At 64.8% G+C, this 18,674-nt stretch carries 17 protein-coding genes; 12 read left to right on the top strand and 5 right to left on the bottom strand.

Annotated elements, in window-relative coordinates; translation table 11 throughout:
• Positions 1-279: 279 nt before the first annotated feature.
• On the bottom strand, positions 280-1,197 hold the full coding sequence (locus GPA22_RS00400) for a LysR family transcriptional regulator (RefSeq protein ID WP_169254135.1): 918 nt from the start codon (positions 1,195-1,197) through the stop codon (positions 280-282).
• A gap of 125 nt (positions 1,198-1,322) precedes the next feature.
• Between GPA22_RS00400 and GPA22_RS00395 the strand changes: the two genes are divergently transcribed.
• From GPA22_RS00395 to GPA22_RS00360, 8 genes are all read left to right on the top strand, one after another.
• Positions 1,323-2,264, top strand: a complete 942-nt coding sequence (locus tag GPA22_RS00395) for a ketopantoate reductase family protein (protein WP_169254134.1) — start codon at positions 1,323-1,325, stop codon at positions 2,262-2,264.
• Positions 2,265-2,274: 10 nt separating this feature from the next.
• Positions 2,275-2,673 (top strand): VOC family protein, encoded by a 399-nt coding sequence (locus GPA22_RS00390; protein WP_169254133.1) that lies wholly within the window; start codon positions 2,275-2,277, stop codon positions 2,671-2,673.
• Positions 2,674-2,700: 27 nt separating this feature from the next.
• Entirely contained in the window at positions 2,701-3,186 is a 486-nt protein-coding gene (locus GPA22_RS00385; protein WP_169254132.1) for a MaoC family dehydratase, read from the top strand.
• A gap of 10 nt (positions 3,187-3,196) precedes the next feature.
• Positions 3,197-4,438: a CaiB/BaiF CoA transferase family protein gene (locus GPA22_RS00380; protein ID WP_169254131.1), complete on the top strand. Its 1,242-nt coding sequence runs from the start codon at positions 3,197-3,199 to the stop codon at positions 4,436-4,438.
• 10 nt (positions 4,439-4,448) lie between these two features.
• Positions 4,449-5,267 (top strand): shikimate dehydrogenase, encoded by an 819-nt coding sequence (gene aroE, locus GPA22_RS00375; protein WP_169254130.1) that lies wholly within the window; start codon positions 4,449-4,451, stop codon positions 5,265-5,267.
• Positions 5,268-5,388: 121 nt separating this feature from the next.
• Positions 5,389-6,399: a TRAP transporter substrate-binding protein gene (locus tag GPA22_RS00370; RefSeq protein WP_169254129.1), complete on the top strand. Its 1,011-nt coding sequence runs from the start codon at positions 5,389-5,391 to the stop codon at positions 6,397-6,399.
• A 109-nt stretch (positions 6,400-6,508) separates the two neighbouring features.
• Positions 6,509-6,955: a type II 3-dehydroquinate dehydratase gene (gene aroQ / locus GPA22_RS00365; RefSeq protein WP_211168851.1), complete on the top strand. Its 447-nt coding sequence runs from the start codon at positions 6,509-6,511 to the stop codon at positions 6,953-6,955.
• A 72-nt stretch (positions 6,956-7,027) separates the two neighbouring features.
• Complete coding sequence (locus tag GPA22_RS00360; RefSeq protein ID WP_169254128.1) at positions 7,028-7,900, top strand: AEC family transporter; 873 nt, start codon at positions 7,028-7,030, stop codon at positions 7,898-7,900.
• A gap of 63 nt (positions 7,901-7,963) precedes the next feature.
• Here GPA22_RS00360 and GPA22_RS00355 read toward each other — a convergent pair whose 3' ends face one another.
• Positions 7,964-8,875, bottom strand: coding sequence for a LysR family transcriptional regulator (locus tag GPA22_RS00355; RefSeq protein ID WP_169254127.1), 912 nt, complete (start codon positions 8,873-8,875; stop codon positions 7,964-7,966).
• Positions 8,876-8,972: 97 nt separating this feature from the next.
• On the opposite strand from GPA22_RS00355, the gene GPA22_RS00350 reads away from it, so the two are divergent.
• The 4 genes from GPA22_RS00350 to GPA22_RS00335 all read left to right on the top strand — a co-directional run bounded on the left by GPA22_RS00350 (position 8,973) and on the right by GPA22_RS00335 (position 14,804).
• Positions 8,973-12,530, top strand: coding sequence for an indolepyruvate ferredoxin oxidoreductase family protein (locus tag GPA22_RS00350; RefSeq protein ID WP_169254126.1), 3,558 nt, complete (start codon positions 8,973-8,975; stop codon positions 12,528-12,530).
• An 87-nt stretch (positions 12,531-12,617) separates the two neighbouring features.
• Positions 12,618-13,379 (top strand): electron transfer flavoprotein subunit beta/FixA family protein, encoded by a 762-nt coding sequence (locus tag GPA22_RS00345; RefSeq protein WP_169254125.1) that lies wholly within the window; start codon positions 12,618-12,620, stop codon positions 13,377-13,379.
• The gene (locus GPA22_RS00340) at positions 13,379-14,308 is read left to right on the top strand and encodes an electron transfer flavoprotein subunit alpha/FixB family protein (RefSeq protein WP_169254124.1); all 930 of its coding nucleotides are present in this window, start codon (positions 13,379-13,381) and stop codon (positions 14,306-14,308) included. Before GPA22_RS00345 ends, GPA22_RS00340 begins: the two co-directional genes overlap by 1 nt.
• A 277-nt stretch (positions 14,309-14,585) precedes the next feature.
• On the top strand, positions 14,586-14,804 hold the full coding sequence (locus tag GPA22_RS00335) for a hypothetical protein (RefSeq protein WP_169254123.1): 219 nt from the start codon (positions 14,586-14,588) through the stop codon (positions 14,802-14,804).
• Positions 14,805-14,878: 74 nt separating this feature from the next.
• Here the strand turns inward: GPA22_RS00335 and GPA22_RS00330 are convergent, their stop codons facing one another.
• The 3 genes from GPA22_RS00330 to GPA22_RS00320 all read right to left on the bottom strand — a co-directional run bounded on the left by GPA22_RS00330 (position 14,879) and on the right by GPA22_RS00320 (position 18,593).
• On the bottom strand, positions 14,879-16,465 hold the full coding sequence (locus tag GPA22_RS00330) for an MFS transporter (RefSeq protein WP_169254122.1): 1,587 nt from the start codon (positions 16,463-16,465) through the stop codon (positions 14,879-14,881).
• Positions 16,466-16,484: 19 nt separating this feature from the next.
• Positions 16,485-17,537 carry a universal stress protein gene (locus GPA22_RS00325; RefSeq protein WP_169254121.1) on the bottom strand — a complete coding sequence of 351 codons (1,053 nt, stop codon included), beginning with the start codon at positions 17,535-17,537 and terminating at the stop codon, positions 16,485-16,487.
• A gap of 114 nt (positions 17,538-17,651) precedes the next feature.
• The gene (locus GPA22_RS00320; RefSeq protein WP_169254120.1) at positions 17,652-18,593 is read right to left on the bottom strand and encodes a VOC family protein; all 942 of its coding nucleotides are present in this window, start codon (positions 18,591-18,593) and stop codon (positions 17,652-17,654) included.
• Positions 18,594-18,674 lie beyond the last annotated feature (81 nt).

Below are 18,674 nucleotides of genomic sequence, written 5' to 3'. Positions count from 1 at the left end.
CGAGCGCCCGCCTTTCCTTCTAATGACGGCCGCGCCCTATCCCGCGGAAGGGTCTGGGCAGGAACTTCAATCCGGAATTTCCAGTTCGACGAGCCGTCGCCAGATGGTGGAGCGACTCCTGGCAGCCAAGGGAGCAGAACTCCACCGGAACCGGCTCCGGAACGCCTTCCTGCGCAATGTTCACCTCCGCCCTGCTGGCGACCTCGCGCAGGGTGACCGTCGTCACCATCTCGCCGGGGAGGTTGGAGTCGTCGGACTTGTCCGTGTAGCACCGCTGCTCTAGCTGCGCAGAAACAAACCTGCGCACACGCCACGTAACCAGCGGTTGCCCGCGTCGTGGTGATAGCGGGCGTGCCAGTGCTGCTTCACCGTGAACGACGGGATGGCGAAGGGGCAGGGGAATACGCGCAGGTCCGCGCTGCGCGCAAGCGTCTCGCCGATCTGCAGCGGCAGCGTCACGATCACATCTGTCGTCGATACGATCGCAGCTAGGCCCAGGAAGCCTGGCAGTTCGAGCACCACTCTGCGCTCGACGCCGTGCGACGCGAGCGCGCTCGCGAGAAAGCGATGGCCGGTGCCGGAAACGATGCCGACATGGCTTTCGCGGCGGTAGTCGTCTAGCGTAAGCGCCTCTCCGATCCGCGGGTGGTGGCGGTTGGCGAGGCATACCCAGTCCTGCGTGAATAACACCTGCTGATAGAAGCCGGCGCCCAGCTCCGGAATCAGACCCAGCGCAAGGTCGGCTTCGCCCGACTGCAGGCGCTCCCCTGTCGTCGCGTCGATACGGCCGGCTTCCAGGCGCACGCCCGGCGCCGCGGATCTCACGTGCGCGAGCAATTGAGGCAGCAGCGTGACGTGGCTCGCGTCCGTCATGCAGATGCAGAAGCGCCGCTCCGCGCTTGCCGCCTCGAAGCTCGTGTCCTCCGTCGAGAGACGACGCAACGCTTCGAGCGCCTCGCGCGCGATCGGGATCAGCGCGTCGGCGCGCGGCGTCGGCTGCATGCCGGCCGGTGTGCGGACGAAAAGGGGGTCCGCCAACTGCTCGCGCAGCCTTGCGAGCCAGATGCTCACGGTCGGCTGGCTCTGGCCCAGCTGCTCCGCCGCGCGGGTGACGCTGTGGGTGCTGTAGAGCAGGTCGAAGAGCCGCAGGAGCTTGATGTCGAGCAGGGCCGCATCGCCGTCGGCGGCTGGGTTCATCTGTCCCGCAATATTGAGAATTGCAATGTGATCTATTGTATGTGCTGCATTTACGACATGTCCAGCCACCCCTAAAGTTCGCCCATCACTCGATGACGAGTCGAACGAATGGAAAGGAGCGGGACATGAAGATTTGCGTGCTCGGTGCAGGCGCACTGGGATGTTCGATCGGTAGCGTGCTGGCGGAAGCCGGGTCGGAGGTGGTCCTGATCAATCGTCTGCAGGAACACGTCGACGCGATCAACCGCGACGGCCTGCGGGTGCGCGACGGCGACCGCGAGCGCTTCGTGAAGGCCAAGGCGCGCACCTCGTGCGAGGGCATCGGCCCGGTGGACCTGGTGATCGTGCTGGTGAAGTCCTTCCATACCCAGGAAGCGATCGAAGGCGCGACCTCGATCATCGGCGAGCACACGCTGGTGCTGTCGCTGCAGAACGGCCTCGGGCACGAGGATATCCTCGCCGAAGTCGTCGGCCGCCACCGCGTGCTCGCCGGCAAGACCTATGTCGGCGGCGTGCTGCTGGGGGCGGGGCACATCATCGCCGGCACGCGCGGAAAGGAAACCATCATCGGCGAACTCGACGGCACGGTCAGCGAGCGCGTGCAAGCGGTGGCGGCGGAGTTCAACCGCGCCGGCCTCGAGACCACCGTCAGCGCGAACATCATGGGCACGATCTGGGACAAGCTGCTCGTCAATGTGGCGACCGGCGCGCTCTCGGGCATCACGCGCCTGCCCTACGGCGGTCTGTACAAGATTCCGGAGGTGATGGACTGCGCGCTGGCGGCGGTCGGCGAGGCGATGGCGGTGGCGAAGGCTGCCGGGGTCGAACTGTCGACGCGCGCGCCGAAGGACGCTTGGATCAAGGCGGCGGAAGGCCTGCCGCCGGACTTCAAGGCCTCGATGCTGCAGAGCCTGGAGAAGGGCGACGCCACCGAGATCGATTTCATCAACGGTTCGGTCGTGCGCTGGGGCGAAAAGACCGCCGTGTCCACGCCAGTCAATCAGGCGCTGGTCGCGAGCATCAAGGGGATCGAGCACTGGCTCGCGAACTTCGCCGCCAAGGCATGACGTGACGACGATGACGACCACTCACCGCGCCTACGTCGAGCACGTCGCAATCCGCGTCGCCGACATCTACTGGCATATCCGCTTCTTCCGCGACGTGCTCGGCATGACGATCCGCGAGACCACGCCGGAAGGGCAGGCGCCCTACCAGGTATGGACCATCGGCGGCATGCAGCTGATGTCGGTGCCGGGCTTCAAGGCCCCGCCGAGCAATGATGCCGGCTGGCTCGCCCACCTCGGGATCATGGTCGAGAACCTCGAAGCGGCGCTCGACGCGGCGCGCGCCTGGGAGGTCAGGGAACTGCCGCAGGGACGCAACTGGCTGCAGTTGCCCGACGGCCTCGCCATCGAACTCATCCAGGCGAACGGCAATGCCGTCGCCGAGGCGCTCGCGCTCAAGCCGCGCGCCTGAACCAATAACCCCGTACCCGAGAACGATATGATCAATATCCCCAAACGGGAATTCCAGACCCCCGAACGTTACTGGGACGACGCGCAGGAGGGCGACGAATGCGTCAGTCCGGCCTACGCCGTGACCGAGGCGCGCATCAGTGCCTATGCTGAACTCACCGGCGACTTCACCCCGGTGCACGTCGACGAAGATTACGCGAAGACGACGCCCTTCGGCACCCGTGTCGCGCACGGCCTGCTGGGTCTTTCGATCGCCGACGGCCTCAAGACCCAGTGCGAATATCGCTTCCTGCCTGGCATGTCGCTCGGCTGGACGTGGGACTTCCTGCTGCCAATCAGGATCAACGACACGCTGCGCGTGAAGTTTCGTGTCGGCACGATGCGCGCGTCGAAAAGCAAGCCGGGCTGGGGCATCGTCGTGCTGCCGTCGGAACTGATCAACCAGAACGGTGAAGTCGTGCAGCGCGGCGAGCACCGCCTGATGATCCCGCGCCGCCCGCAGGCGACCGCGTAAGGAGCAGTCCATGAACGCACAAGCGCAACCGCTCTCCGGCATCCGCGTCATCGACTACAGCCACTTCCTCGCCGGCCCCTACTTGAGCCGCTGCCTCGCGGCGCTCGGTGCCGAGGTCATCAAGATCGAGCGCCCGACCACCGGCGACGCCGGCCGCCAGCATGCCTGGCTCGTCGATGGCCTGACGAGCGGCTACTACCTGCAGCAGAACATGGGCAAGAAGGGCCTGTGCATCAACATCAAGGATCCGCGCGGCCGCGAGATGCTGGAAAAGCTGTGTGACGGCGCCGACGTCTTCATCGAGAACTATCGCCCCGGCGCGCTGAAGAAGCTGGGCCTCGGCTACGAAGACTTGTCGAAAAGGAATCCCGGTCTCGTCTATTGCTCGATCTCGGCCTACGGGCACACCGGGCCGGATTCGCACCGCGCCGGCTTCGGCCTAATCGCAGAAGCAAAAAGCGGGATCATGGCGATGGTCGGCGAACCGGGCGAGGCGCCGCCGCTGTTGCGCATTGCGCTGGGGGATATCTTCACCGGCAGCAATGCGGTCGGCGCCATCTGCGCAGCGCTTCTCGGACGCGTGAAATCGGGCCGTGGCCAGCACATCGACATGGCGCTGTACGACTGCCTGGTGTCGATGCACGAGTATGCGGTGCAGTGCTACACGCTCTCCGGCGGCAAGGAGGTTCCGGTGCAGACCGGCCACGACATGCCGAACTCGACGCTCTACGGCGTGTTCACCGCGCAGGACGGTTATCTCGTGATCGCGGCGCAGGTCGACGATGCGTGGAAGCGCTTCGCCAGGCTCGTGGGCGAGGAGACCGGAAATCCCGGCTTCGCGCAGGACACCCGTTTCCACAGTGCGGGCGGTCGCAACGAGCACCGTCTCGACATCCTGCCGGTCGTGCGGGCATGGACCGCCGAGCGCACGGTCGCGCAGTGCCTCGCCGCGCTCGACGCGATCGACGTGCCCTCGGCCAAGGTGCAGGACATCGCCGAGGTGCTCGCCGACCCGCAAATCCAGGCGCGTGGCATGTTGGTCGAACAGGAGCATCCGGTGCTCGGCAAGGTCAGTCTCGCCAATCTGCCGTACCGCTTCTCCGGTTGCGACACCACGATCACCGAGGCGGCGCCGCTGCTTGGCCAGCACAACCGCGAGATCGCCGCGAGCCTCGGCTACGCGGATGCCGACATCGACGCGATGGTGCGCGACGGCGTGCTGTACGCCGAAGAAGCCGTATCCCGTTTGTAAGGAGCCAACAATGGACCGTTACGCCGTGATCGGTAGTCCGATCGGCCACACGAAATCGCCGCTGATCCACACCGCCTTCGCCAAGAACAGCGGCCAGGCGCTCGAATACACCGCGCTCGAAGCCCCACTTGGTGGCTTTGCCGCCGCGGCGACGGCTTTCCGCGAAGCGGGCGGCCGGGGCATGAACGTCACCGCCCCCTTCAAGCTCGACGCATTCGCCTACGCGACGGACCTTACCGATCGCGCGCACCTCGCTGGTGCGGTCAATGCGCTGAAGTTCGAAGGCGGCAAGGTGTACGCCGATAACTTCGACGGCGTCGGCCTGCTGCGCGACGTCGAACAAAACCTCGGCCGGCTGATGTGCGGCAAGCGGGTGTTGCTGATGGGGGGCGGTGGTGCCGCACGCGGTGCGCTGCAACCCTTCCTCGCGGCGCAGCCGGCCGAACTCGTGCTCGTCAATCGCACGGCGGAGAAGGCGCAGGCGCTCGCAGCACAGTTCGCGCCCTACGGGAACATCGTCGGCCTCGGCTATGCCGATCTCGATCATCGCTCGTTCGATATCGTCGTCAATGCGACTTCGGCAAGCCTGCGCAGCGAGCTGCCACCGGTTCACACCGACGTCTTCCGGCCCGACAGCCTCGCCTACGAACTTGCCTATGGCAAAGGGCTGACCCCATTCCTGCGTCTTGCGCAGGGGGCCGGCGTGGGCCGGCTCGCTGACGGTGTCGGAATGCTTGTCGAGCAGGCGGCCAAGGCGTTCTTCTGGTGGCGGGGTGTGCGGCCGGATACCCGCCCAATGATTGCGCAGCTCACCGTACCGCTGACCTGAAGCCGGCATCGAGTTTCGTGCAACCAGCGACCAGAATCGCGACTTCGCCGCTTCTGCAGAAACCGTGTTTTATTTTGAGAGGCGATCTGCCCTCGATGTAGTCAAACCAGAGGAGACACACATGAAAGGATTTCTACGCAGCGCGCTTTGCGTCACTGTCGCCGCACTGCTTCCGGTCGCCGCCAGCGCCGCGGACATCAAGGAGCGCACGATCAAGTTCGCGTTCCAGAACAACAAAGGCCATCCGCAGGAAATGGGCGCCCAGAAGTTCGCCGACCTCGTGAGCGCGAAGTCCGACAACAAGATCAAGGTCAAGCTCTTCCCGGGCGGCCAGCTCGGCGGCGACGTCCAGACCGTCTCCGCAATCCAAGGCGGCACGATCGAGATGACCGTGCTCAACTCCGGGATCCTGCAGGCCCAGGCGAAAGAATTCGCCATCTACGACTTCCCCTTCCTGTTCGCCAACCCACAGGAAGTCGACGCGGTTACCGACGGCAACTTTGGCAAAAGCCTGCATGCCAAGCTCGCCGACAAGGGCATCATTGGCCTTGCCTATTGGGAGCTCGGTTTCCGCAATATCACGAACAGCAAGCATCCGATCACCAGGCTCGAAGACATCGCGGGGCTGAAGTTGCGCGTCATCCAGTCCCCGATCTATGTCGACCTGTTCAGCACACTGGGTGCGAACCCGACTCCGCTCGCGTGGCCGGAGGTCTATAACGCGCTCGAGCAGAAGGCGGTGGACGGGCAGGAAAACCCCTTCACCGTGATTCGCGCGGCCAAGCTGAACGAAGTGCAGAAGCACGTCGCCGTGACCCGCCACGTCTACAACCCGCAGTCGGTCATCATCAGCAAGAAACTGTGGGATGCGATGAGCGCGGACGAGAAGAAGATCATGTCCGACGCAGCAGCAGAGGCCACACGCTACCAGCGCGAGGTGTCGCGCCAGCAGGCGGCCGAGGCACTCGAGGATCTGAAGAAGGCCGGCATGCAGGTAACGGAACTGTCGGCGGCCGAGACGCAGCGCCTGCGCGACAAAGTCAAGCCGGTGATCGACAAGCACACCGCCAGCGTCGGTGAGGACACCGTCAAGGCCATGTACGCAGACCTCGAAGCGATCCGCCGCAAGTAGACCGCTGAAGCTGGACGACCAATACCCGTGCAGTCCGTACGGAAACCGCGCCTGTGTAGTCCAGTGATTGCACGGGTGCGCCCTTAGCACTAAGCCACAAGGAAACATCATGAAAGTGCTCATGCTCCACGGCATCAACCACAACATGTTCGGCAAGCGCGACCCGGTGCAGTACGGCACGATCACGCTCGCGGAAATCGACGAGCAACTGCGTGCGCTTGGCCGCGAACTGGACGCCGAAATCGAAAGCTTCCAGACTAACAGCGAAGCCGAGATGGTCGAACGCATCCATCAGGGCTTCTTCGACCAGGTCGACGCCGTGCTCATCAACGCCGGAGCGTGGACGCATTACAGCTACGGCATCCGCGATGCGCTGGCGATCCTCACCTGCCCGATCGTGGAACTGCACATGTCGAACATCCATGCCCGCGAGCAGTTCCGTCACCACTCGGTATTCGCCGAGATCGTGAAGGGCCAGATCTGCGGCTTCGGCGTAGATAGCTACCTGCTGGCGCTGCGCGCGGGCGTGTCCGCCGCGCGTGCGGCCGCGAAGTAAGCATCTCCCGCAACATCGTCCAGGTACCGGAGGACGCCGGCCAGACGGCCTCGTCTCGTGCTCGAGCCCGCCATGCTGCTTCGCATCGTCAGTATCGTCTTCCCGATCTTCATCATCGTGCTTGCCGGTTACGCCTACGGGCGCAAACACAGGCCGGAGATGATCGCTGCGAACCGAATGAACATGGAGGTCTTCTTGCCGGCGTTGATCTTCTCGGCGCTGGCCGGAAAGAGTTTTGATCTGGCGCAAAACGTTTCGCTGGCCATCGGTGCCGCAGTTGTCGTGCTGGGGTCCGGTCTGCTGGCGTGGCCTCTCGCTCACGCTTTCGGCTTCAACCCGAAGACGCTGGTGCCACCGGTCATGTTCAACAATTCCGGCAACATGGGGCTGCCGCTGATCGTGCTGGCCTTCGGCGAGCAGGCGCTCGGTGCGGCGCTGGTGCTGATGCTGGTGGAAACACTGCTCCAGTTCGCCCTTCATCCCTGGCTGATGAGTCGCCAGATGCGGCTCGGCGCACTCTGGCAGGAGCCGGTATTCGTCGCGGCGACCCTGGGTATCACCGTGAGCCTCTCCGGTTTCACTGTCTTGCCGCCAATCATGACTGCCAGCAAAATCCTCGGCGACATCTCGATTGGCCTGATGATCTTTTCACTCGGCGTGCGGCTGTCGAATGCATCGGTGGGGGCTTGGCGCATCGGTATCGTCGGGGCAATCCTGACACCGCTCACCGGCATGGCTGTGGCTTGGGTCTATGGCCCGTTCGGAGGCCTGACAACGGTGGAGCAGGACATCCTCGTCGTTTTCGGAGCCCTGCCACCTGCGGTTGTAAACTTCATCTTCGCCGAACGCTTCAATCAGGAGCCCGACAAAGTCGCCTCTATCGTCATGATCGGCAACGCCTCGGCGCTGCTCTTCGTGTCGCTGGTGCTTGCCTTGCGACTTTAGTCCCTTGGCGGCAATTACGACTCCCATGTAAGGCCGCCACTCCCCTTCAGACCGTCGCGCAGCTCAGCTCCCGCAAGCCTGTATCAGGAACTGCCTGAACGCGTCGGCGGGTCGTTCTAGCGTGCCGTCGTGCCGCCAGATCAGCCCGACTTCCATGTCGGGTACCACATCGAGGATGGGGCGGGCCTCGATCTTCTTGCCTTCCAGCGACCACGGCCGATACACCATGTCCGACAGGATGGTGACGCCGAAGCCGTGTGCGACGAGCCCGCGCAGCGCTTCGACCGAGCCGGTACGAAACGCGATGTCGGGCCGAATACCCTTGGCTGTCCAATAACGCTGCGTCGACAGTTCGCCTTCATCGACGGTGACCTGGATGTAGGGATAGGCAGCGACGTCGGCCAGGGCCGCGTTGTCTTTCTGCAGGAGCGGGTGGGCGGCCGAAGTCCATAGCTGGCGGCGCGAGCGCAGCAGTACGTGGTGGCCGAAGCGTTCGCGTTCGACGACGTTGGACAGGATCACCACGCCCAGCTCGATGTCGCCGGCCGCGACCCCGGCTTCGATGGCTTCGCGGTTCATGTCGTGGAGGTCGAGTTCGACGTCCGGATAGTTTGCGCGAAAGCGGGCGAGTAGCGGGGGCAGGAAATAGCCGAGCACGGTGTACGAAGCACCGATGCGGATCGCGCCTTTCAAGTGGTGGGCCTGGAAGCGCGGTTCGCGCAGAGCGTCTTCGAGCGCGTCGAGGATGTCGCGCGTGCGTCGATAGAAGCTGTGCCCCTCGGCGGTGAGGCCCACGCCGTGAGGTTTGCGGTCGAACAGACGCACCCCGAGCGATTCTTCAAGGAGCAGTACCGCATTGGTGATGGCCGATTGCGAAACGTGGGCGCGCGCGGCGGCCATCGAGAACTGGCCGGTCTCGGCGGCGGCGATGAAGTAGCGCAGCTGGCGCAGGGTGACATTGCTGTCGGCTGGCATCCGTTTTCCTAATACCAGAACTCAGTATTGGTGATTTTACGATATATGTACATATTCGTACTATGTGTCGATATAAATAGAGAGTCTGGAGGGGATGATGAACTCACCGCTGTCTGCCGAGGCGAGGGATGCACTGCTTTCGGTCACGCTTGAGGACAAGTACACCCAGGAGTCCGGGCGCATTTACCTGAGCGGTACGCAGGCGTTGGCGCGCCTGCCCATGCTGCAGAAGGAGCGCGACCGGCGCGCCGGTCTGAACACGGGCGGCTACATCTCGGGCTATCGCGGCTCGCCGCTGGGCGGGCTGGACATGGCGCTGTGGAAGGCGAAAAAGCATCTTGCCTCACACGACGTAGTCTTTCAGCCCGGTCTCAACGAAGACCTCGCCGCGACCGCCGTCTGGGGCACGCAGCAGGTGAATCTTTACCCCCACGCCCAGCGCGACGGGGTATTCGGCATGTGGTACGGCAAGGGGCCGGGCGTGGACCGCTCTGCCGACGTTCTGAAGCATGCGAACGCCGCAGGGACCTCGCCCAATGGCGGCGTGTTGATGCTCGCCGGCGACGACCATGCGGCGAAATCGTCGTCGGTTGCGCATCAGTCGGAGCACCTGCTGATCGCCTGTGGCATTCCGGTGCTGTATCCGGCGAACGTGCAGGAGTATCTCGACTTCGGCCTGCATGGCTGGGCGATGAGCCGCTACTCCGGGTTGTGGGTGTCGATGAAGTGCGTCACCGACGTTGTCGAGTCATCCGCCTCGGTCGAGATCGATCCGGACCGCCTGCAGATCGTCATTCCGGATAGCTTCGCGATGCCTGAAGGCGGGCTCAATATCCGCTGGCCGGATGCGCCGCTCGCGCAGGAAGCGCGCATGCTCGATTACAAGTGGTATGCGGCGCTCGAATACGTCCGCGCAAACAAGCTCAACCGTATCGTGATCGATTCGCCCCAAGCGCGCTTCGGGATCATGGCGGCAGGCAAGGCTTATCTCGACGTGCGTCAGGCGCTGGTGGACCTGGGTTTGGACGACGATGCCTGCCGACGCATCGGGATCCGCCTCTTCAAGGTGGGCTGCGTGTGGCCGCTCGACGCCCACGATGCGCGCGCGTTCGCGACCGGATTGGAAGAAATCCTGGTGGTCGAGGAGAAGCGCCAGATCCTCGAGTACGCCCTAAAGGAGGAACTGTACAACTGGCGCGACGACGTCCGCCCGCGCGTCTACGGCAAGTTCGACGAGCGCGACAACTCGGGTGGCGAGTGGTCAGTGCCGCGTGGGCAATGGCTGCTTCCCGCACGCTACGAGTTGTCGCCGGCGATCATCGCCAAAGCCATCGCGGCGCGACTGGAGCGTGTGGGGCTGCCCGAGGACCTTCGCGCCCGCGTGTTCGCGCGCATTGATGTCATCGAGGCGAAGGAGCGCGAAGCGGCGCGGCCTCGCGTGACCGTCGAGCGCAAGCCCTGGTTCTGTTCGGGCTGTCCGCATAACACGTCCACCCGCGTGCCGGAAGGCTCGCGCGCGCTCGCCGGCATCGGCTGTCACTACATGGCGATGTGGATGGACCGGCGCACCGAGACTTTCACGCAGATGGGCGGGGAGGGCGTGAGCTGGCTCGGCCAGATGCACTTCTCGGGCGACAAGCACGTCTTCGTGAACCTCGGCGACGGGACCTATTTCCATTCGGGCCTGCTCGCCATTCGCGCGGCGATCGCCGCCAAGGCGACCCTCACCTACAAGATCCTCTACAACGACGCGGTCGCGATGACGGGGGGGCAGCCGGTCGACGGGGTGCTGACGGTTCCGCAGATCGCGCAGCAGGTGAGCGCCGAAGGCGCAAGCCGTGTCCTGATCGTGAGCGACGAGCCGGAGAAGTACGCGACGCGCACCGGTCTGCCCGATGCGGTGACGGTGCACCATCGGGACGAGCTCGACGCGTTGCAGCTCGAACTGCGGGAGAGTTCGGGGGTGTCGATCCTGATCTACGATCAGACCTGCGCCACCGAAAAGCGGCGCCGCCGCAAGCGCGGCGATTACCCTGACCCGGCCCGCCGCGCATTCATCAACCCGGCAGTCTGCGAGGGCTGTGGCGACTGCTCCGTAGCCTCCAACTGCCTGTCGGTCGAACCACTGGAAACGCCGTTAGGCACCAAGCGCAAGATCAATCAGAGCGGATGCAACAAGGATTTCTCCTGCCTGAAGGGTTTCTGCCCGAGCTTCGTGACCGCCGAGGGCGCGCAATTGCGCAAGCCCGCAACGGGCAAGGCCGCGCCGGCAATTGCCGCGGAGGCGCTGCCTGAACCCGCGCTGCCCGGGCTAGACAAACCCTGCGGTATCGTCGTGACGGGGGTCGGCGGAACGGGGGTCGTCACGATCGGTGCGCTGTTGGGTATGGCGGCTCATCTGGAACACAAAGGTGTCACCGTGCTCGACATGACCGGCCTCGCGCAGAAGGGCGGGGCGGTGTTGAGCCACGTGCAGATCGCGGCGACCCCGGCGGCCATTCACGCCACCCGGATCGCTACTGGCGAGGCCGATGTGCTGATCGGCTGCGACGAGATCGTCTCGGCTTCGGCCGAAGCGCTCTCCAAGGTTCGTCAGGGACGTACGCGAGCGGTGATCAATAGCGCGCAGACCCCGGCGGCGGAGTTCCTGTCGAATCCAGACTGGAAGTTTCCGGGGGCGGCGGCCGAGGGCGACATCCGCGCCAGTGTGGGCGATGCCTGCGAATTCATCGACGCGAACGCGCTCGCTCTGCGGCTGCTCGGCGACACGATCTACGCCAATCCGCTCATGCTGGGGTTCGCGTGGCAGAAAGGCTGGATTCCGGTCGGCAAGGCTGCATTGTTGCGCGCGATCGAACTCAACGGAGTCTCGGTCGAAAAGAACAAGCAGGCCTTCGAGTGGGGACGGCTCGCGGCACATGACGCGGGAAGGCTGCCGGTGGTCGACGCCTCGGAGCGGGGCGAGGCGGTGGTGCTGGCCATGCCCGAGTCGCTCGACCGGCTGATCGAGCGCCGCGTGACGCTGCTCACCGATTATCAGAATGGCTCCTATGGCGAGCGTTACCGAAAGGCCGTGGCGCGGGTGCGAGAGGCCGAACAAGCGCTGGTCGGACAAGGCCGACTCGCCCTGACCGAGGCTGTCGCGCGCAACCTCGCGAAGCTCATGGCGTACAAGGACGAGTACGAGGTGGCGCGGTTGCATAGCGCGCCCGAATTCCTCGCCCAGTTGCGCGAACAGTTCGAGGGCGAGCCCGGCCGGGATTACCGGCTCAACTTTCACCTCGCGCCACCCCTGTTCGCGAAGCGTGGCGTTGACGGCATGCCGCAGAAGCGCGCCTACGGTCCGTGGATGATGCGTACCTTCCGCCTGCTCTCCCGCTTGAAGGGCCTGCGTGGCACCACCCTGGACCCCTTTGGCAGGAGCGCGGAGCGGCGCCAGGAGCGTGAACAGGTGAAGGATTATTTCGTCTTCATCGACCGCATCTGCGACGGCCTGTCACGAGACCGGCTGGATGTCGCGATCGAGCTTGCGCGCATCCCGGAACAGATTCGCGGCTATGGCCACGTCAAGGAACGCAGCATGGCCGGCGCTGCCAGGCGTCGCGAGGAGTTGCTGGCGCGGTTCGAGGCTGGCCGGTCGGAACGGGCAGCCTGAAGTGCGCCGGACGACAACACCGAGGCGCTCGCGCCCTTGATGGTCGTACGGAGCAAATCAACCAACAAATCAGCAACAAGGAGACTCATGAAGATCCTGGTACCCGTCAAGCGCGTGCTTGACTACAACGTGAAGGCCCGCGTGAAGGCCGACGGCACGGGCATGGACCTCGCCAACGTGAAGATGGCCATGAACCCCTTCGACGAGATCGCGGTGGAAGAGGCAGTGCGGCTGAAGGAAGCGGGCATCGCGACCCAAGTGATCGCCGTGAGCTGCGGCGCGGCGGTGTGCGCGGAGACGCTACGCGCGGCGATGGCGATCGGGGCCGACCGCGGCATCCTCGTCGATTGTGGTGAACTGAGCGACGCGGAGTTGCAGCCGCTCGCCGTCGCCAAACTCCTGAAGGCCCTGTGCGACACGGAAGCCCCGCAGTTGGTGATCTGCGGCAAGCAGGCGATCGACGACGACGCGAACCAGACCGGCCAGATGCTCGCCGCCCTGATGGGCTGGCCGCAGGCCACCTTTGCGTCGAAGCTGTCAGTGGACGGGAACCTTGCCACGGTCACGCGCGAGATCGATGGCGGCCTCGAAACTCTCGAGATGACGCTGCCCGCGGTGGTGACCACTGACCTGCGCCTCAATGAACCGCGTTATGCGACGCTGCCCAACATCATGAAGGCAAAGAAGAAGCCGCTCGATAGCGTGAAGCCCGCGGAGCTAGGCGTTGATGTCGCACCGCGACTGGCGATTCTGAATGTGGCCGAGCCGCCCAAGCGCAGTGCCGGGGTGCTGGTGCCGGACGTCGGGACACTGGTCGATAAACTGAAAAATGAAGCAAAGGTGATCTGATGGCCGTCCTCGTCATTGCGGAACACGACAACCAGTCGATCAAGACCGCGACCCTCAACGCCGTGACCGCCGCGCAGGCGGTCGGTGCGGACATTCACGTCCTGGTCGCGGGGAGCGGCTGCTCGGCTGCCGCCCAGGCTGCGACCGCCATCGGCGGCGTCGCGAAGGTGCTGGTATGCGACGCGGCCCATTACGCAACGCAGACCGCCGAGAACGTCGCCGAGCTCGTGCGCGCGCTCGCCGCCGACTACAGTCACGTCTTCGCTGCGGCAACCAGCGCCGGCAAGAACATGCTGCCGCGCGTCGCCGCGCAGCTCGACGTCGCGCAGATCTCCGACATCGTCGCGGTGGAGTCGGCCGATACCTTTGTGCGACCGATCTACGCCGGCAATGCGCTGGCGACCGTGAAGAGCGCCGACCGCGTGAAGGTCGTGACCGTGCGCACGGCCGCGTTCGACGCCGCGCCGCTTGGCGGCTCCGCGCCGAACGAGGCCGTCCCCGCCGCGAAGGACCTCGGCCTCACTCGCGTCGTCGGCCGCGAACTCACGAAGAGCGAACGCCCCGAACTCGGTGCCGCCAAGATCATCGTCTCCGGTGGCCGGGGGCTGGGCAACGGCGAGAACTATCGCACCCTGCTCGAGCCGCTCGCGGACAAGCTCGGCGCCGCGCTCGGTGCGAGCCGCGCCGCGGTCGATGCGGGCTTCGTCCCCAACGACTATCAGGTCGGCCAGACCGGCAAGATCGTCGCGCCCCAGGTCTACATCGCGATCGGCATCTCCGGTGCGATCCAGCATCTGGCGGGCATGAAGGACTCCAAGCTGATCGTCGCGATCAACAAGGACCCGGAGGCGCCGATCTTCCAGGTCGCGGACTACGGCCTTGTAGCGGATCTGTTCGCCGTGGTTCCTGAACTGACAGCGACCCTTTGATCTGCAGGCCATGCCGATTGGCTGGCCGTGATGCCAACCCGTTCCCGTTGGATTCTTCGGTGGCAGCTATTCCTCTCCCGCTGCAATCCCCGCCGAAGATCCCTTCGCCCATCGGTCGCAAACCGATGGGTTTTTTTTTATTCGACCACGCCGGGTATGCGGCAGAAAATCCTTGCGCTCGTTCAGGGTATTGCCTATTCTTGAACGGAAGCGCAGATACTGTGCAAATAAATAAATATCGCCCGATAGAGGCGCACCTTCGACAGGAGGAGACATCATGGCTCTCAGAACTCTCGGCATCAGCGCTGTCGCGGCGGCGTTGCTGACCGCTACCGACGGTTCCTTCGTTTCGCTGCACCCGCAAGGTGTGGCCAAGGCGTGCGCTTCGGCTCCGTCGTGCGATGGAACGATGGAGACTCATGCGTATGCGGTGTCGCATCTCTATGCGCACAAGACGATGAACGAGTTCGTCGGCATGGTGTTGATGCACCGCTAAGTGTCGAGGGGACGCTAAGGCGTCCCCGGCCGCGCCGGCACGCTGCGGAAGGTTCTCCCGACCGCTTTCAGGCGTCACGCTTCCGCGATAAAACGGCGTGTGAGCGAGCTCCCGTCGGTGGTGAGTGCCTCCAGGCGGCGCTCGATGTCGCGGTCCTGCCGGGTGACACGGGCGCGCTGGCGCAGGTAGTCGAGCCACGAGTCCACCAAGAAGCGTTCGGCAAGACAATCCGTGTGTTCGAGATCCCTGTAGAGGCGCCAGGCGATCGCCCCGTTTCGTCGGCGTGAGATGCCGAGTTCGTGGGCAGCGCGCACGAATTCCTCGTGCCGTTCGGACGGTACGCGGTAAGTGATTTCTACCGCAATGGGACCCTGCTCATGGTCGGCGGGACTGGCAGCGGGGCCCGTTTCCTCCGCGTCGGCTACGCTGAAATCGGACTCCGATCCAAGTTGCATGCGAGCTCTTCCGGTCAGCATCAGCCCGGCCGCAATCGATCCGGCTGCAATCCACAGGCTTGCCCCGACGCCCATGCGTTCGGCGATCGCGCCCCACAATACGCCGCCCGCTGCCATCGCCCCCATGATGACGAGCAGGTATACCGACGCAACACGAGCGCGCACCCAGCCTGCGGCGGAAGTCTGGATCACGGTCCCGGTGGTGGTATTGACCGCCATCCAGGCCATTCCGCCGACCACGAGCAGCGCGCTCATGACGAAGAGATTGTGTACCACCGGAATCAGCGCTGTGACAGCCATGAACAACATGCCGCCGCCGGTCACGATGCGGCGCACCGAGAAACGTCGATACAGTCGGGTGACTTGGAGTGCCGCAATGACTGCGCCCGCGCCGAGGCTGCCGAGGAGCAGGCTGAATCCGCCTGCAGCGAGCCCGAGCTGGTCACGGGCGACGAGCGGCAACAATGCCCAGATCGCGCTGCCCGCGGTCACGAAAGCGAAGACCAGGCGCAGCGCGAGCCGCAGCTGCGCGGAGTGCCGCATGTAACGCACGCCGCTGCGGATGCCGCTCCACAGCCGCTCGGGCGGCAGGCCGGACCGCAGATCCGTGTCGGGCAGGGCGCGCAGCAGCCCCAGTGAGATCACGAAACCGACCGCGACCACGACGAACAGCGTCGGGACGCCCGCGAGTGCAATCAGTGCCCCCGCGGCTGCCGGCCCCACGACGCGCGCGATGTTGGGCGTGACCGTGGACAAGGCGATCGCTGCCGGTATCTGCCCCTTCGGCGCGCTGTCGATGTTGGCGGCAATCCACGCTGCCATGCCGAACGCGTTGCTGCATCCGAGCGCGAAGGTGAGGCCGAGGAGCAGCCAGGCACCGATGCCCCCAGCCAGGGCCATGGCGGCGAGCAGGCAGGCGAATGCGAGGGAACAGGTCTGGGTGATCAGCAGGAAGCGCCTGCGGTTGACCAGATCGGCGATCACGCCGCTCGGGAGCCCGAGCAGAAAGGCCGGCAGCGCCATCGCCGTCTGGACGAGGGACACCATCAGCGGCGAATCGGGCCGCAGTTCGGTCATCATCCAGGCGGCGCCGATGTTCTGCATCCACATCGACAGGTTGACCGCGATCGCCGCGATCCACAGCGCGCGAAACGGCCGATGGAGGAGAGGCGCCCACGCACCCGTGGCGTTGCGTTCGACACTCACGGGCGGGACACCGGAGTCGTCATGACTGGCCGGGCGTGCTCATGCGGGGCAGCGTCTGGTGCAGGTTGGCAATCCGCGAATACAGGCGTCGGTAGGTCTCGCGTTCGCGATGGTTGAAGCGCGCGTCGCCGTTAGGTCCGAAGGCCGCCGCGATCTCCTTCCAGTCCTGTTCCGCCAGGTGTTCGCAGGCGCCCGGGATGATCGCCCGCTCCTCGAGTGCAATATGCCTGAGCTGCCCGAGGGCGAAGGCGTCGATGGCGCTAGCGAGCGTTTCTGCGTCGGGGTCGGGGGACGCCTGGTAGTGGGCGACGGCCGCGCGCAGGGCATCAAGTTGTCGGTCGCCATCCAGATGCTCCTGTTGCAGATCGTCGATGACTTGGTCGAGCGAGGACGTGCGTCGCTTGAGCGCCGCGAAGAGGTAGGCATCTTCCTTCGGATGGTGCAGTTTGGCCGGGAACTCGTCGAGGTAGGTGAGCATGCCGTCCACCAGCCCGATATCCGCAGGTTTGCCGTCGCGCAGTCCGCCGGCCAGCATCCGCATGCCGTAGGACACCACCGCGATCGAGCGGTGCTCGTCCTTGATGATCGCGCAGACCTTCGTCATCGCCGGGTTCGGGTCGTTCTTTTCGACTGACGACACGAGCACCGGGATGCGGCTGCCAGCGAGCACCTTGAGCGTTTCGGAGGCGAGCATGACGCCGCCGATGCTGCGCGGCCCGTGCGATGCCATGAAGATCAGGTCGCAGCCCATTTCCGTCGCGGCGGCGAGGATGGCCTCGTGCGGTCGGTTGCTCCGCCGGGTCACGCACTCGCAGTCGATGTCGCCTGCGCGCGCCGACACCTCGGCCTTGGCGAGGATCTCGCGGGCGCGCCCGCCGAAGTCGTCCTGATACAGGCCGGGGTCGAGAAGGTGAATCAGCGCACCGTCGTCGGTCAGAGAGGCGCCGGCATCCGCATCGGCATAGAAGAACGTGATGCGCGCCCCTACGCTGCGGGCGAACTGGACGGCCTGCGAGATCGTCTGGCTGGCGAGATGGGTACCGTCGGTCGGAACGAGGATATGGCTGTACATCGCGTGCTCCGGTGTCTGCATTCAGATGATGTCGATAGGGTGCGCGGTAGCGGCCGGCGCCGCAACCGGCGCGCGCGGTGAGGAACCCGTTCCGACTGGTGCGCTCGCAGGCATTCAGCCCCTGGCGTGGAGAACCTCGGGGTCGAAGACCTCCGCCGGTGTGCGCACGCTTGGGCCGAGGATGGGGCCGACGATTTCATGACCCCAGGTCGAGAGCTGCTCCGGATTGAGTTCGAAGCCATCATCGTGCCAAGGTTCGAGTTCCGTGATGCATTCGATCGCGAAGCCGGACGGTGTGAAGTGATAGAACGACATGTGCGGATCCTGCGAATGCTGTCCCAGCGTCATCATCATCTGCAGTCCGTTCTTCTTGACCAGATCGTAGGTTTCGCCGACGTCGCGAACCGAGCGCACGAAGAGGCCGATGTGCTGCACGCCGGCCTTGCCCGGCCCGAAACCGTAAGCGATGTCGTGGCTCGTCTTGTCGTTGAGCCTGGAGCGGAAGAACCCCGTCTTGCCCTTGCCGGCGCCCGAGCCGTACCAGTGCATGCCCATGATGCCGGTGAGGAAGTGTTCGAGTTCGGGCGTGTATTCGGGCGTGATCACGACGATGTGGCCGACGCCCCGTTCGCCGCAGACGAATCCGCCGTGCGGACGGCCCGGCACGAAGGAGCGCGGGCTCCACTTCTGCGCGTAGAACAGTTCGTGCTGGTATCCGACCGGGTCACGGAAACGGATCAGCTCCTTCACGCCGCGTTTCTCGCACAGTTCCGGATCGCCGAAGGTGACCTCGACACCATGGCTGCGGAAGCGCTCGACGGCGGCGTGAAACTCCAGCTTGCCCTTGGCTTCCCAGCCGATGTAGGCGAGGCGGTCGATCTTGCCCGGATGAAATGCGAGCCGATGACGACGGTCGTCCAGCTTGAAGTAGAGGGTGTCCGGATCCGCAGTCGGGGATGTCCCGATCTGAAAGCCCATGACCTTCGGGCCGTATTCGCGCCAAGCATCGAGGTTCGCCGATTCGAACCCCAGGTAGCCGATACCGATGATGTCCATGCTGTCTTCCTCCTGTTTTGAGCGACCTGCGCCCGCGATTTGCACCGCGCTTTACGCAGACTTCGGACAGTGCCGCAGCGG

Source organism: Aromatoleum toluvorans (assembly GCF_012910905.1).
Classification (GTDB): Bacteria; Pseudomonadota; Gammaproteobacteria; order Burkholderiales; family Rhodocyclaceae; genus Aromatoleum; species Aromatoleum toluvorans.
This window is presented reverse-complemented; position numbering and strand designations above follow the sequence as displayed.

Coding starts and splice junctions, on each gene's coding strand:
- GPA22_RS00400 (WP_169254135.1), bottom strand. CDS start 1,197: ATGAACCCAGCCGCCGACGGCGATGCGGCCCTGCTCGACATCAAGCTC.
- GPA22_RS00395 (WP_169254134.1), top strand. CDS start 1,323: ATGAAGATTTGCGTGCTCGGTGCAGGCGCACTGGGATGTTCGATCGGT.
- GPA22_RS00390 (WP_169254133.1), top strand. CDS start 2,275: ATGACGACCACTCACCGCGCCTACGTCGAGCACGTCGCAATCCGCGTC.
- GPA22_RS00385 (WP_169254132.1), top strand. CDS start 2,701: ATGATCAATATCCCCAAACGGGAATTCCAGACCCCCGAACGTTACTGG.
- GPA22_RS00380 (WP_169254131.1), top strand. CDS start 3,197: ATGAACGCACAAGCGCAACCGCTCTCCGGCATCCGCGTCATCGACTAC.
- aroE (WP_169254130.1), top strand. CDS start 4,449: ATGGACCGTTACGCCGTGATCGGTAGTCCGATCGGCCACACGAAATCG.
- GPA22_RS00370 (WP_169254129.1), top strand. CDS start 5,389: ATGAAAGGATTTCTACGCAGCGCGCTTTGCGTCACTGTCGCCGCACTG.
- aroQ (WP_211168851.1), top strand. CDS start 6,509: ATGAAAGTGCTCATGCTCCACGGCATCAACCACAACATGTTCGGCAAG.
- GPA22_RS00360 (WP_169254128.1), top strand. CDS start 7,028: ATGCTGCTTCGCATCGTCAGTATCGTCTTCCCGATCTTCATCATCGTG.
- GPA22_RS00355 (WP_169254127.1), bottom strand. CDS start 8,875: ATGCCAGCCGACAGCAATGTCACCCTGCGCCAGCTGCGCTACTTCATC.
- GPA22_RS00350 (WP_169254126.1), top strand. CDS start 8,973: ATGAACTCACCGCTGTCTGCCGAGGCGAGGGATGCACTGCTTTCGGTC.
- GPA22_RS00345 (WP_169254125.1), top strand. CDS start 12,618: ATGAAGATCCTGGTACCCGTCAAGCGCGTGCTTGACTACAACGTGAAG.
- GPA22_RS00340 (WP_169254124.1), top strand. CDS start 13,379: ATGGCCGTCCTCGTCATTGCGGAACACGACAACCAGTCGATCAAGACC.
- GPA22_RS00335 (WP_169254123.1), top strand. CDS start 14,586: ATGGCTCTCAGAACTCTCGGCATCAGCGCTGTCGCGGCGGCGTTGCTG.
- GPA22_RS00325 (WP_169254121.1), bottom strand. CDS start 17,537: ATGTACAGCCATATCCTCGTTCCGACCGACGGTACCCATCTCGCCAGC.
- GPA22_RS00320 (WP_169254120.1), bottom strand. CDS start 18,593: ATGGACATCATCGGTATCGGCTACCTGGGGTTCGAATCGGCGAACCTC.